Source organism: Bacteroidales bacterium, assembly GCA_012517825.1.
Taxonomy (GTDB): domain Bacteria; phylum Bacteroidota; class Bacteroidia; order Bacteroidales; family JAAYUG01; genus JAAYUG01.
The window spans coordinates 1-12,384 of the sequence record JAAYUG010000038.1 but is presented as its reverse complement, the minus strand read 5'-3'; the positions used below and the strand labels follow the sequence as shown (position 1 = coordinate 12,384).

11 protein-coding genes are annotated in these 12,384 nt (G+C 49.0%); 1 reads left to right on the top strand and 10 read right to left on the bottom strand.

The window, feature by feature from the left end; genetic code table 11:
* Positions 1-320: 320 nt before the first annotated feature.
* From GX419_02760 to GX419_02725, 8 genes are all read right to left on the bottom strand, one after another.
* Positions 321-944, bottom strand: coding sequence for a sulfite exporter TauE/SafE family protein (locus tag GX419_02760; GenBank protein NLI23616.1), 624 nt, complete (start codon positions 942-944; stop codon positions 321-323).
* A 103-nt stretch (positions 945-1,047) separates the two neighbouring features.
* Entirely contained in the window at positions 1,048-2,895 is a 1,848-nt protein-coding gene (locus GX419_02755; protein ID NLI23615.1) for a TonB-dependent receptor, read from the bottom strand.
* Between the two features lie 12 nt (positions 2,896-2,907).
* Complete coding sequence (locus GX419_02750) at positions 2,908-4,239, bottom strand: hypothetical protein (protein ID NLI23614.1); 1,332 nt, start codon at positions 4,237-4,239, stop codon at positions 2,908-2,910.
* A gap of 52 nt (positions 4,240-4,291) precedes the next feature.
* Entirely contained in the window at positions 4,292-4,693 is a 402-nt protein-coding gene (nikR, locus tag GX419_02745; GenBank protein NLI23613.1) for a nickel-responsive transcriptional regulator NikR, read from the bottom strand.
* 161 nt (positions 4,694-4,854) lie between these two features.
* Complete coding sequence (gene maf / locus GX419_02740; GenBank protein ID NLI23612.1) at positions 4,855-5,466, bottom strand: septum formation protein Maf; 612 nt, start codon at positions 5,464-5,466, stop codon at positions 4,855-4,857.
* A gap of 2 nt (positions 5,467-5,468) precedes the next feature.
* Positions 5,469-6,422: a UbiA family prenyltransferase gene (locus tag GX419_02735; GenBank protein NLI23611.1), complete on the bottom strand. Its 954-nt coding sequence runs from the start codon at positions 6,420-6,422 to the stop codon at positions 5,469-5,471.
* A 12-nt stretch (positions 6,423-6,434) separates the two neighbouring features.
* Entirely contained in the window at positions 6,435-6,956 is a 522-nt protein-coding gene (locus tag GX419_02730; protein ID NLI23610.1) for an HAD-IIIA family hydrolase, read from the bottom strand.
* Positions 6,957-6,969: 13 nt separating this feature from the next.
* Positions 6,970-7,749, bottom strand: coding sequence for a DUF2520 domain-containing protein (locus GX419_02725; protein ID NLI23609.1), 780 nt, complete (start codon positions 7,747-7,749; stop codon positions 6,970-6,972).
* Positions 7,750-7,917: 168 nt separating this feature from the next.
* Between GX419_02725 and GX419_02720 the strand changes: the two genes are divergently transcribed.
* A complete protein-coding gene (locus tag GX419_02720; protein NLI23608.1) occupies positions 7,918-9,600 on the top strand; it encodes a peptide MFS transporter in 1,683 nt (560 codons plus the stop codon).
* 19 nt (positions 9,601-9,619) lie between these two features.
* On the opposite strand, the gene GX419_02715 is transcribed toward GX419_02720, so the two are convergent.
* Both GX419_02715 and GX419_02710 read right to left on the bottom strand, forming a co-directional pair.
* On the bottom strand, positions 9,620-10,498 hold the full coding sequence (locus tag GX419_02715; GenBank protein ID NLI23607.1) for an endonuclease/exonuclease/phosphatase family protein: 879 nt from the start codon (positions 10,496-10,498) through the stop codon (positions 9,620-9,622).
* A gap of 139 nt (positions 10,499-10,637) precedes the next feature.
* Positions 10,638-12,384, bottom strand: a 1,747-nt coding sequence (locus GX419_02710; protein ID NLI23606.1) for a hypothetical protein, incomplete at its 5' end; no start/stop codon positions are given.

Below are 12,384 nucleotides of genomic sequence, written 5' to 3'. Positions count from 1 at the left end.
TAAAGCATTGGGCTTAGAGTGGAGGGCAGAGAGGTAAGTCACGAACGGTATTTCTTTACGCCTTACGCTCGGTTTGAGAGTTCCAGTGTTCCAGGGTTTCAAAGTTCCAGAGTTCCAAAGTTCCAGCGTTCCAGGGTTCCATGGTTCCAGCGTTTCTGGTGTTTAAGTTCAATTTGTGATTTGAGATTTTATAGTTTCGAGTAAACAAATGGGTAGAACGTTAAGATGAGAATAAACTGATGAACACTATTTCTTTACGCTTTACGCTCTGTGCTTTACGCTCTTTCCCCAGGGGATGAAGGGAAATAAAAAGCCCAAAATCACAGTCCGAGGAAAAGAACAGCCGCACCGCTCAACGCAATGGCCCCGCCGGCTGCCGCGTGCATCCACCGGTCGAATTTGGCCACCGGAAGCTGATTCAATCCATACCTGCCCAGAAACACAATGGTGAGCATGGTGGCTATGGTGACAGCCGAAAACACAACAGCCACCAGCACAACCCCATCCATACTGTGCCTTGCCGCCGGATACATAAGCACCGGAATCAGGGGTTCACAGGGCCCCAGCACAAAAACAATAAAAAGAATCCATGGAGTAAGGTTCACGTCTTCTTCAGGCCGGTGATCATGATTATGAACAGCCCTCTGTATATGGCTGTGCTGGTGGGTGTGAATACTTCCATCGTCGTGCACGTGGAAATGCCTGTGCGGTTTGTTTCTTATCCCCTTCCACAGCCCCCAGAGAAGGTATCCGATCCCAAAAAGGAAGAGAGCCCATGCGGCCCAGTCGCCCCTCACCGACTCAATTTTTTCGAGATGCTGTACCCCGTAGCCAAGCGCTATGCCAATAGCTCCGATAACAATGGAACTGCCTACATGCCCGATGCCACATAACAATGTGATCAGGCCCGTCTTCGGCCACGACCATTTCCTCGCCCTGGCCATCACAATGAAGGGCAGATAATGATCGGGGCCAAAGAGGGTGTGAATAAACCCAATGCTGGCAGCCAGAGGAATGAGTACCGATAAACTTTGTTCCACCTTTTCGCTATTTCAGATCAAATGTTATTCCACCTATGAAATTGATCCCGGGCATGGGATACCCGTTAAAAATCTCATAATCTGCATTCAGAAGATTGCGGCCTGTCACAAACACTTCGGTATATTTCACCACCTGCCAGGAAACCCGGACATTCAGCACGGTAAAATCCTGCTTCACACCGGGATCGCTTTCAGCAGGAAGCTTTGTATAAAGACCGCTGATCGTCTTCCCGTCCAAAGAAACCGAAAATTTTTCATTTTTCCACATCGCTCCGTAAAGAATCTGATGCTGCGGAGCGGCCAGTACCAGGTTCTCCATATGCAGATAACTGTATCCGGCACGCCAGCTCAGCCCGGAAGAAATCATGCCTGAAATCTGGCATTCCACACCCTGATTCTTCACAGATCCCGCATTCTGCCGTTTCATGGGCGGCGGAGGATTAGGGTTAGGCAAAACCTGGATAAAGTTGCTTCCGTCGAGCATATAAAGCGTCAGTTCGGTATTGATTTTTCCATCCAGCCACTTCTGCATGATTCCGGCTTCATAGTTCCAGATACGTTCCGGTTTCAGGTCCGGGTTCGGGGCAAACAGATAGAGTTCCATGATGGTTGGGTTGCGAAAACCTTTTGAAGCGCTCACCCGCAGGGTGGTCAGACGGCCGGGATTCCAGGTGGCGCCGGCCTGCGGAACCCATTCAGAACCGTAAATACTGTTGTTTTCAAGCCGAAGGCCTCCGCTCAGATTTACCTGACCAAACAATTGCTGCTGGGCAAAAAGATACCCCGCAGTTTCATCCATGGCAAGCCATTTGTCATGATTCATTCCGCTGCTGCCAATCCCGCCGGTATTTTTGTAATCGATACCTGCCGTCAAACGGTTTCCCCTGAACAGCGACACTCCCTGATACAGGCTGATGCCGGCCTGCCCGTCGCGTGAATGCCATCCGTCGGCCAATACATGCTTGCCAAAATTGTAAAAGACGGTAAGTCCTCCCTGCGTTTTTTCAAATTTATTTTCTACACTCAATGCCGTCTGTCCCCTTTTAATATCTACCCAGAATGAAGCAGGTTTAAAGATGGGGCCCGGATCCTGTGAAGTAAAGGCAGCAGCCATTACGTTGGCACTTACTGATAAATGGGACAAAGGATCCCACGATAACTTGACAAAGCCGTTGGTAATGTCAAAAACACTGCTGTCACGCTCTCCGTCGGTATGGTCCCGGTTGACGGATGCAAATACTCCGAATTTCTTCCACCGGTATCCTCCGTTCACCATATATTTCTGTGTATTGAACGAACCATACGAAACCCTGGCTGAAAGGGAAGGCCCTTCGGCCTGCAGACGGCGCGTGATGATATTGACCACCCCGGCCATAGCGGCGGAACCGTATAAAACAGATGCCGGACCTTTCACCACTTCCACCTTTTCAATGTCCGAAGCCACATAGGCATCGGGCAGGGGATGGCCAAAAATGCCCATGTACTGAGGATGGCCATCAATCAGAACCAGAACCTGGTTATTAGGGCTCACCCCGCCTACCCCGCGAATCAGAATCTGCCCGGCCGCACCGTTGGAAACGCCAAATCCGGTCATGCCTCTTTCGGTAACAAAAACGCCCGGTATGCGGTCAGAAATCTCCGGCAGAATGTTCGAACGGTCAATCCGCTTCACCTCATCTCTGGTAAGAACACTTACAGATACAGGAATCCGGTTCCGTCCTGTCTCAACGCGGGAACCCGATACAACCACCTCCTGGAGAGGAATGGTATCGGCTTTTTCCGCTTCCTGTGCACTGGTCACATAACTATTCAGAAATGCAATGGCTGCTGCTAAAAAAACTGAAAAATTTCTCATCGGGTAAACAGTTTATTGGGTTGGTAATTCAATGATTTCAAAAATGAGGTTCCTGTCCCAGTTTTTCCAGTAATCAAGAGCCTGGGAACGAACCATTTTCCAGTATCCGGCATTCAGAAGCCCGTATTTTACTATGCCGCGACTGATATCATTCTCAATCTGCCGTTTATATTCCTCCTTCAGGCGGATCCGGATGGTTTTGCCTTCATAGCTGAAATCAGCCTGCGGCAAAGCTTCCTCAACAGAGGCCACGGTTATCAAACCCTGTCCGATGGTAGCACCGGTACTGGCCTGCAGTCCGTCGTTCAGACAGCTCTTGGGCGGTTTGCTTCCTCCGTAAGTAACTACGCGCAGTTTATCGGTGCCGGCATGAAAATAATCCCTTGCACGAATGCCCATCTTGGCGCCTACAATGGAATAAATACCCAGATGACCATGAATTTCGTCTGTCAGTACACAGGCTTTCCATTCATCCAGGCCAAATTTCCGTATGGTCTCATCCATCATGGCACGCACATCATATTTGTACAGCGAAGGATCCGTCGGAAAGCCTGCCAGGGCTACTCCTTCTCCCGGCCGGTACTGCCCGGTAAGGATTTCCGCCACCATGCTTCTGAGCATTGCAGTATCATAATCAACGGTTTTTGCCAGCGTCGGATCGGAAACAGAAGGCTTCATATCAAACACCTCAGGGAAAAGCAGATACGCCGCCAGCAACTCATACTGAATAGCCGGGTTCGTTTCTTTGTAAGCATACCGATGCCACAAACCTGCAATTCCGTTTTTACGGTAATCAGCCGGAAGAAAACCGTCCGGCGGAAGAGAAAGGTTTCCTGCGGGAAGAATTACGTCAACAGCAGATGCAGTGCCTCCTTTTCCGGGCCGCTGAAATTCCTCATCTGCCTTGTCAAAAACAAGAATACGGTACCAGAACTTTTCAGCCAACAGACGGACAGGAATGCTGTTCAACGGAGCCAGGCATGTTAGTATAATGCTGTCTCCGCAGGGAATACTTTTTTCTTCTGTAAGGATCGAAGGAATTCTCACAACTTTTGGTACTTTCTTCAGAAAGGCTTCCGTGCTTTTTCCGGCGGCAGGCCGGGTAACGACAATTCCTCTCAGGGAGAACTCCTGAACTCCCATCAGAACCGACAATCCCGCCAATGATGCAGGAGAACCGTCGGTAACAACAACGATGCCTTTTCCGCGAAACGGATTCACATAACGCTCCTGCGCGGAAACCAGGCTGAACCAGCCGGCGAATGGAACCATCAGAAGAAAAAGAATCAGGAATCCCGGCTTCTTCAAAAAGTCCCTTCGCAAACCTTTTTTAATGCAAGACATCAGTTGAAGTGTTACTTTTTTCATTATTGTGTTACTAATTGTTCAAAAAAAATTATCCAACCATGCTCATTACAAGCTTTCCGTGGATAATACCCTTTACTCCGATAAGAAGGTCAGCCAGTTTTGTAAGGTCTTTTGATTTCCCTTTCACGAGAATGGTTTCCAGGCAGGTATCATGATCGAGGTGCACATGCTGCGATGACAGGATCAGATGATGAAAATCATGCTGTATATCCGTCAGTTTATTTGTCAGGTCACGTTTATGATGATCATATACCAGTACGATGGCACCGGCCACCACATTGTTGCATTTCCACTTATGTTCAACGGTATGTTTTTCGATGAGGAAGCGGATAGCCTGGCTTCGGTTGGCGTATTTACCGTCCTTTACAAACCGGTCGAGCTGTTCCAGAACTCCGGCATCCAGCGAAACTCCAAACCGACGAACCGACATGCGTGTTATGATTTTTTAAAGTATGACACAAAAATAAAGAAATCCTCTGATTTACAAAAATGGTTGCATCCAAAAAACTTCTGCATCGTATTTTTTTCGATGCCGGCCGGCAGATGGAATTTTCAGTTGATAGGGGCCAGATTACCGGTATAAAAAAGACCTTACTGCGTTTTTTGCAGACTGTCAACAAACTTTCCCAGTTCGATATACAGTTTCTGCACCGGCAGGCCCATCACATTGTAAAACGATCCCCGGATTTCCTCAATGGCCACATACCCTATCCATTCCTGAATTCCATAAGCTCCGGCCTTATCGAAAGGCTGGTAGTGACTCACGTAATACCGGATTTCTTCTTCGGTCAGTTTACGGAAAATCACTTCCGAGCGGTCAGAAAAACAATACTGCTTGCTTCTGGTGCGGAGACATACTCCCGTAATTACCGTATGGGTGTGGCCGGAAAGCTGTGAGAGCATGCTTACCGCTTCTTCTGCTGATGACGGCTTTCCGATGATCTGGCCATGAAGGATCACGATGGTATCGGCGGTGATGAGAATATCGTTTTCTCCGAGCCCTGTGGCAAAGGCATCGGATTTTTTCCCGGCAAGGTAAACCGGCACCTCCCGGGCGGGCATTCCTTCGGGAAAGTTTTCTTCCAGATCATGATTGGGTGCTAAAGTAAATGAAAGACCAAGATCTTTCAGCAGAGCCCGTCTCCGGGGGGAACCCGATGCCAGAATCAGATGGTATGGGGAAAGCTTTTCATGTAACAGCATACTCAATGAATCGTATAGGTCATAATGTACCAGGCCAGGAAGGAATACCCAACTCCGGCCAGCATAATTCCCTTTAACCAGGAACTCACCTGGTGGTACTGTTCAGCGGTGGATGCACGCAAAAGCCTGAAAACAGCAAAGGCAAGAGGCGCCATAACCAGCAGAACCGTGTACAGCAGGGTCATCAGGTCGGTGAGATACAGGACCAGCACGGCGGCTATAAATACAACGGCAACCCCTGTAAGGGCAAGAACAACATATCGTGTGGTTTTCAGGCCCAAAACCACCGGGAGGGTATTCCTTCCGTATGCCCTGTCGCCCTCAAAATCTTCCATATCTTTAACTATTTCGCGGATCAGGGTAAACAGAAAGGCAAACAGAGCATAGCCGCCCACCCATGCCGTCAGCGTATGAAAATCAATCTGGTTTCGAACCATTTCTCTTCCATATTCCCTGATCAGAAGGGGTACCTCGAACAGAATCACCATAAGCGGCACCAGCGCCGTAAGAAACGCCACGATAAGGTTTCCGAGAAGGAACTGGCGTTTGTAGGTAGTTGAATAAAACCAGAGGATGCCGGGTACCAGAAGAAAGATCATGGAAAGAAACGACAGGCGGATGGCAAAGGAAAGATAGATACCGGCCGCTACCCCGATGATGCTCAGTGTGAGGTGCACCACAATGGCCATTCTTCGGGGAATCAACCTGCTCAGCATAACACGCGAAGGGCGGTTGATCATGTCAACCGGTGCATCGAAGTAATCGTTGATCACATACCCGGCAGCCGTAATAAACAGCACCGAAACAACCAGCAGGGCAAAGTGCGCTTCGCTGAACTGCAGATCCATGCCATACAGCAGAAGCTGGGGCCTGACAATAAGAAACCGCATGGCATACATGGTAAATGCAATCATCATGAGGTTCGGCAACCGGACGAGCCGTAAATAGGTTTTCATAAGATGGAGGTATTACCAGTGAAAGGCATCAGCATGCGCCCATTTTCCCTGCAGGCGAAGCACCTGTTCAATCACATCGCGGGCGCACCCCTCTCCTCCGCGGCAGTGCGAAATGTATCCGGCAATGCTCTTGATTTCTTCGGCTGCATCGGCCGGACAGGCAGAAAGTCCGGCTTCCTTCATCGGTTCATAATCGGGAAGGTCGTCGCCCATGTACAAAACATCCGCAGGACGAAGGCCATATTTCTCAAGAAAATGCCTGAAATGCTCAATTTTATTACTCGAATTAAGGTACACGTCCTTGATTCCGAGCTTATTAAACCGCATTCGAACTGATTCCGAATCCCCTCCCGTAATAACGGCGATTTTGTATCCCTTCTTCACCGCGTATTGCATGGCAAATCCGTCGCGTATGTTCATGGTACGCATCATTTCGCCCGAAGGATGCAATATGGCGGTGGTACCCGACAGAACTCCGTCAACGTCAAAAACAAAGGCTTTGATTGCATGAAAATCTTTTCGGATATTGGTCATGAAGCTCCGGTAATTAGTGATGAAATGCCTGAATACTTTCTGTGACAAAAGTATACATTTTCTGCAGATCGGGATGGGATTCCAGCAGTGAGAGGTGCTTTTTTATCACGTTGGCATCTCCACGCACAGCAGGGCCGGTCTGCACCTCCCTCGGATTGTTTTCCAGGGCCTTGCGCACGGTTTCCCTGATCAGCGGATCCAGCAGGGTACTGTCCAATCCTTCTTTTCGGGCATATTCCATTCCCAGCGCCAGCATGTGGTTGATAAAATTGCTGCAGAAAACCCCTGCCAGATGAAGCCGCGCGCGCTCTTCAGAGGAAACAGGCTGTACCCTCCCGGAAATACTCTTTCCAAGATGGTTGAGCAATGCCAGGTCGTTTTCGTTGGAAGCCTCCGTCAATACAGGCACTTCCTGCATATTTACCTCCACCTGTCGGGAAAGTGTCTGAAACGGATAAAAAACGCCCCTGCGGGTTGAAAATGGGACCAGAACATCCATGGGCAAACTGCCGGACGTGTGGACCAGCAGCAGATTATCCCATGAACGCAAGCCCAGTACATTTTCTATGGCTGAATCGCTCACTGCCACAAGCACCAGGTCGGCCGTTGCTTCGATCGCATCCGGATGCCGCAATGCTTCAGCACCCAGTTCCCTGGCCAGCACTTCAGCATGCTCCCTGTTTCTGGACCATACCTGAAGAACGGAATGCCCGGCTGAACGGAAAGCTTTTCCCAGCCTGGTAGCCACATTGCCTGAACCGATGAGCACAATCCGGCAGAAAGAAGAATTCATAGGCGGATCAAATTTTATACAAGGTAAGCAATTTATTGTTTCGGTTTCTGGATTTAAGGTTTGCGCCGGGTATGGGTCAGGATAGTTCAGGTTATTGAGCGGATGCAAAAGATTTCCTTATATTTGTCCGCAAAGCCTTGTATTGTTGTACCAATAACTGAAAATCATATGTTCAACGGGCATCCAAAAGGGCTGTTTGTCGCCTTCTTCGCCAATATGGGCGAACGTTTCGGATACTATACCATGATTGCCATTTTTACTTTGTTTCTTCAGGCCAAATATGGGTTCTCCAGCAGTACCGCCCTGCAAATCTATTCAATTTTTCTGGCAGCCGTTTATTTCCTGCCGCTTTTTGGCGGAATTCTGGCCGACAGGGTTCTGGGCTACGGAAGAACTATCAGCCTGGGCCTCATCGTTATGTTTGCAGGCTATTTCCTGCTGGCCATACCTACCGATATCAATACAGGGCTTTCGCTCGTACTGGCTGCACTGGCTATCATTGCTGCCGGCACGGGATTGTTCAAGGGAAACCTGCAGGCACTGGTGGGGAACCTTTACGATAACCCCCAATACAGCGGTAAACGAGACAATGCCTTCAACATCTTCTATATGGGCATCAACATTGGTGCCATGTTTGCCCCCACCGCAGCCGAATACATCAGCAATGCCATCCTGAAAAAGCACGATCTTTTTTATAAAGCCGACATTCCGGCTCTGGCGCACAAGTTCCTCAACGGAGACACTTCGGTGCAAGACCGGCTGAGTGAACTGGCCGCCGCACAGCCGGTTCATATGCAGAATCTGACCGAATTTGCCCGTTACTACCTGAATTCCCTCAGCACCTCGTACCACTATGCTTTCGGGGTGGCCTGCATCAGCCTGATTGCTTCGATGCTTATATTCTGGGGTTTCAGAAAATACTACCGGTCGGCCGACATGACCGAACGGGAAAAAGCCAAAAGTGCCGCACACCAGGATCAGGTGGTTACCCTTTCCAGGGAACAGATCAGGGAAAGGCTTGTTGCCCTTGGGTTAGTCTATTTTGTGGTGATATTCTTCTGGATGGCCTTTCATCAGAACGGAGCTGCCATGACCATCTTTGCCCGTGATTATACCGTTGACCACATTGACAAATGGACCAATCTGTGGTTCGACCTGTTTGGTCTTCTGCCGGTCTTTCTCACCGTAGTGAGCCTTTACTTTGCCCTGCGGAAGAAAAGTTCCCTGCAGTACAGGCTCTTTGGCCTGGCAGGCGCACTGATTTTCGGATTTCTTGCCTATCAGCGTTTTCTTACTTATAGTGATACCAACGAATTCACACCCCAGAAGTTCCAGCACTTCAATCCGTTTTTCATTGTAGCCCTTACACCGGTAGTGGTTGGTTTGTTCAGTTCACTGAACAGCAGGGGAAAAGAACCCTCCTCTCCACGGAAAATCGGAATAGGTATGCTGATTACCGCCGCAGGCTTTATGATTCTGGTAATAGGCTCTTTCAAACTGATCGGATACAGCCCGAAAGAACTGGGAGAAGTCAGAGCGCCTGAGAATGTATTGCTTTCGCCCTATTACCTCATCTCGACGTATTTTATGCTCACGGTGGCTGAGTTGTTTCTGAGTCCTATAGGTATTTCCTTCGTATCAAAAGTTGCTCCGCCCCATCTGAAGGGATCCATGCAGGGCGCATGGTTTGCCGCCACAGCCATCGGAAACTATGCTGTAGGCATCGTAGGTCTGCTATGGGCAGTTGTGCCTCTGTGGGTTTTCTGGAGTGTGCTGGTAGTTTGCTGCCTACTGTCAGCCGGCTTTATTTTCTCGGTTCTCCGCAGGCTCGAAAAAGTCACAGCTTCCTGAGAACTGCCCATTAACGGCTTCAGGGCAGAACAACCTTTGCCAGGACGGGATTGTGATCCGACAGATAAAGCGTATCGCACACCTCGGCGAGGGAAGCACAGGCATTGACTTCTGCAGAAGGAGAAACGAAAATAAAATCAATCCGTTCCCTTTCAGGTAAAGGCACCCGGCCAAATCCGTGAAAAGTCCATTCCGGCCCGTAAACGAGTGCGGCCGATCGTCTGGTATCTTTCAGCTTCCCCCCTTCCAGCAGTTTCTGTATGGGCTCCGAACTTTCGGTATCGTTAAAATCGCCGGTAAGAATGACCGGCATATTCCCTGCAATCTGGCTGATACGGTCTTTCAGAAGCAGAGCACTGTTCAGGCGGGCGACCTTTCCCATATGATCAAAATGGGTATTGAAAGCGGCAAATTTCTTTCCATTCGCCCTGTCCTTAAAAATGCCCCAGGTTACCATACGTTCACAGGCCGCATCCCAGCCCATGGAACCCGGAACCTCCGGCGTTTGGCTCAGCCAGAAATTTCCGGTCTTCAGCAGATCAAAGCGGCATTTCCGGAAAAAAAGGGCACTGTACTCCCCTTCTGTTTTTCCGTCCTTCCGGCCAGCTCCTATATAACCATATTCCGGCAGAAGATTCAGCAGGTCCTGAAGCTGATTGTGCAGAACCTCCTGGGTACCCAGCAGATCCACATCATAAAAACGAATCATCCGGGCCGCATTTTCCCTGCGGTACTTCCAGTTGTTCATTGAATCAGCCGGAGTATCAAGCCGGATATTGAACGTCATCACCCTGATTTCCTCCTGCTTATGGTTGCAGGAAAAGACTAATCCGGAAAGAACAGGCAGAAGCAAGAAAATACCTTTACTACCCGGAAAAAAAGAAAACGATTTCTTCATCACATAAAGATTTTTAAACTTTAATGGAACACCATGTTTGATAAAATTATAGGCAATGGTTTTTTTGTTCGCAAAATATGCGGGTTTCATAAACAAAAACAATCCCTTGGCGCCGGGCAAACTTACAAAAAGAATTCCCTTATTTTTTCTGCAGGAGCAGTTTTCCCTTCAGTCTGCCATCAGGGGTGTCAAAATCAACAATATACATTCCCGAAGGCAGGTTGATTTTTTCGGTTTGAAGAACAATTCTGTTTTGATCGGCAGTAAACATATCACTGGTAAGAAAGCAGATACGTCCGACAGGGGAAATCAGTCGGGCTGACCTGATAAAGCGCACATTGGCCGGCATTTCAATGTACACTTCACCGGTGGCGGGAACAGGATAGATGCGCAGACTGTTTCCGGTATTGTAAAACTGGCTGCTCACTTCAAAACCAGGATCCAGCACGATATGATAGGCCGTGAGCGCAGGAATGGTGATGGTAAAACTGTTGCCCGTCAGCGCATACGAACCGGCATAATAAAGGGAAGTGCTGTTTTTGTTTATTCCCCATATTTTACAGGCCGGGTAAGTGGTTTCGGCTGTAATGGAAAAAGTACCCGATATGGAAGAAGCAGTGCTCTTGTTGATTACAACAATATGCAGGGAACTGTCGGCCGGGCCCGTAACAGAGGCATATACCGAACTGTTCACCTTATCGCTTGTGGCAGCAAATATGCTGGTGTCACCGAATGCGCCACCTGCACCGTCATAGTTTCTGTACAGCCGGAAGCCTGATGAAATATAATCTGAAGGGCCTGTCAACCAATGCATGGCGGCAAATATTCCGTACCTGCCAAAAATGCCCAACACGTCAGCCTGTGCAAGACCTCCGGAAATATGGTCCCCCCCTCCATAGGTATACTCGGTGAATGCAAGTTTTGTTCCGGGGTAATAGGTATCAATAGACTTTTTAATGACAGGAATCAGCGGCAGGTATTCCTTTCTCCATTGTCCGATCCAGCTGTTTTCATAGTAGCCGGTGTCCCAGAGAGTTCTTGGAGCCTGAAGACGGGCCTGAATATCAGCAAGCGTTGTTGCATTCTGGTCGGTAATGCGATTATCACCTCTGGCTTCTGGATACCAGTGAAGGTCGAGCACATCCAGCAGCCGGATACCACAAGAATCGGATGCCTGTTTCATCCTGTGCAGGTAATAAGAGATAAACCAGTCATATCCAGATCCCTCTGTGTTTTTATCAGGTGCTCCCTGAAAATCAATATAGGCTGAAATGCCATAAAGTACCGGACCGAAAACAAGGGCGCCAGGGTCAAGTTGTTTTATGGTATGGCCCAGGATAATTCCCTTGTCACTGATTTCGCGATAAGTAGGTATTGCAGGATGAATTCGCGGGTGGGTAAAGGGCCAAAGGGCGGGCTCGTTGTCGAGCGAATACCCCCAGATGCCTCCTTCGGAAGAAAGACCGAAGCGATTGATGAGGAAATGAATCTGTTCGTCCATATAAACAAACGCATCCGTTGTATCAGGATTCAGGCTAAGGGATGCCTGCTTCCTGAACTTTACTTCTCTCCAGCGCACTGATGGAGCCGTCTGTACTTCTGTAACCGTTTGCCGTCCGTCTCTTGCCACATACCCGGCCATCTGCAATGTCACCAGCGACTTTGCGCCTGATGCGTTGTTTTGCTCGGCAAAACGGGTAACAACAATTCCCGGGATCCTTTCCTGGTTGGAGGGAATTCCAGCTACCCACGTAAGATAATTATCGCTGGAATGGTACCAGTCAGAACCCGCATTGGAAAAATTATTTTCCCAGTTGTAGCCTGTCATCCTGTTCCCTCCCTGGCGAAAAACCGTAAAGCGTTCCGAACCAGCCATATTCTGGTTG

What these genes read in the sequence shown, in the direction of transcription:
- GX419_02725 (NLI23609.1), bottom strand. Translation starts at nt 7,749, where the DNA reads ATGAATTCTTCTTTCTGCCGGATTGTGCTCATCGGTTCAGGCAATGTG.
- nikR (NLI23613.1), bottom strand. Translation starts at nt 4,693, where the DNA reads ATGTCGGTTCGTCGGTTTGGAGTTTCGCTGGATGCCGGAGTTCTGGAA.
- GX419_02715 (NLI23607.1), bottom strand. Translation starts at nt 10,498, where the DNA reads ATGAAGAAATCGTTTTCTTTTTTTCCGGGTAGTAAAGGTATTTTCTTG.
- maf (NLI23612.1), bottom strand. Translation starts at nt 5,466, where the DNA reads ATGCTGTTACATGAAAAGCTTTCCCCATACCATCTGATTCTGGCATCG.
- GX419_02750 (NLI23614.1), bottom strand. Translation starts at nt 4,239, where the DNA reads ATGTCTTGCATTAAAAAAGGTTTGCGAAGGGACTTTTTGAAGAAGCCG.
- GX419_02730 (NLI23610.1), bottom strand. Translation starts at nt 6,956, where the DNA reads ATGACCAATATCCGAAAAGATTTTCATGCAATCAAAGCCTTTGTTTTT.
- GX419_02760 (NLI23616.1), bottom strand. Translation starts at nt 944, where the DNA reads ATGGCCAGGGCGAGGAAATGGTCGTGGCCGAAGACGGGCCTGATCACA.
- GX419_02735 (NLI23611.1), bottom strand. Translation starts at nt 6,422, where the DNA reads ATGAAAACCTATTTACGGCTCGTCCGGTTGCCGAACCTCATGATGATT.
- GX419_02755 (NLI23615.1), bottom strand. Translation starts at nt 2,895, where the DNA reads ATGAGAAATTTTTCAGTTTTTTTAGCAGCAGCCATTGCATTTCTGAAT.
- GX419_02720 (NLI23608.1), top strand. Translation starts at nt 7,918, where the DNA reads ATGTTCAACGGGCATCCAAAAGGGCTGTTTGTCGCCTTCTTCGCCAAT.